The sequence below is a fragment of the Enterococcus sp. 5H genome (assembly GCF_028128615.1).
Taxonomy (GTDB): Bacteria; Bacillota; Bacilli; order Lactobacillales; family Enterococcaceae; genus Enterococcus_L.
This window is the reverse complement of sequence record NZ_AMDP01000040.1, coordinates 1-353: the sequence shown is the minus strand read 5'-3', so window position 1 is coordinate 353 and position 353 is coordinate 1. Positions and strand designations below refer to the sequence as shown.

Here is a 353-nt window from a genome sequence, read left to right as displayed (position 1 = left end):
CCACCCATGCTACCTGAGTCCAGTTCGAATTTTGTAATATTATCATTTGTATAGAGAATATCATTAATTTTTATTTGAATGAACATGGTACGTCTGGTGTCAGCGATAGCCTTTAAAAAATCCTTTGAAACCTTTAACATTCCACCCTCTCCTTACTGTTCTATGAAATTTACAGCTAGGCTTTCCCACATGTTTTGTTCATATTTTGGATTCCAAGAATAGACAGGCGTTGTACGATCGCCACAATAAAATACCCTTGTTAACATACCACCTTCAGTGGGATCAAAATAGTTGATCGCAAAAAAAGCCGACTGAATATTTCTCAATATCGTCGACATTTCAAAGGGGCTTAA

General features: G+C 36.5%; 1 protein-coding gene. It reads right to left on the bottom strand.

All coding sequences use genetic code 11. The features are described from left to right. Positions 1-152: 152 nt before the first annotated feature. The coding region (locus tag C240_RS16395; RefSeq protein ID WP_333908817.1) for a DUF6711 family protein at positions 153-353 on the bottom strand (201 nt) is incomplete at its 5' end.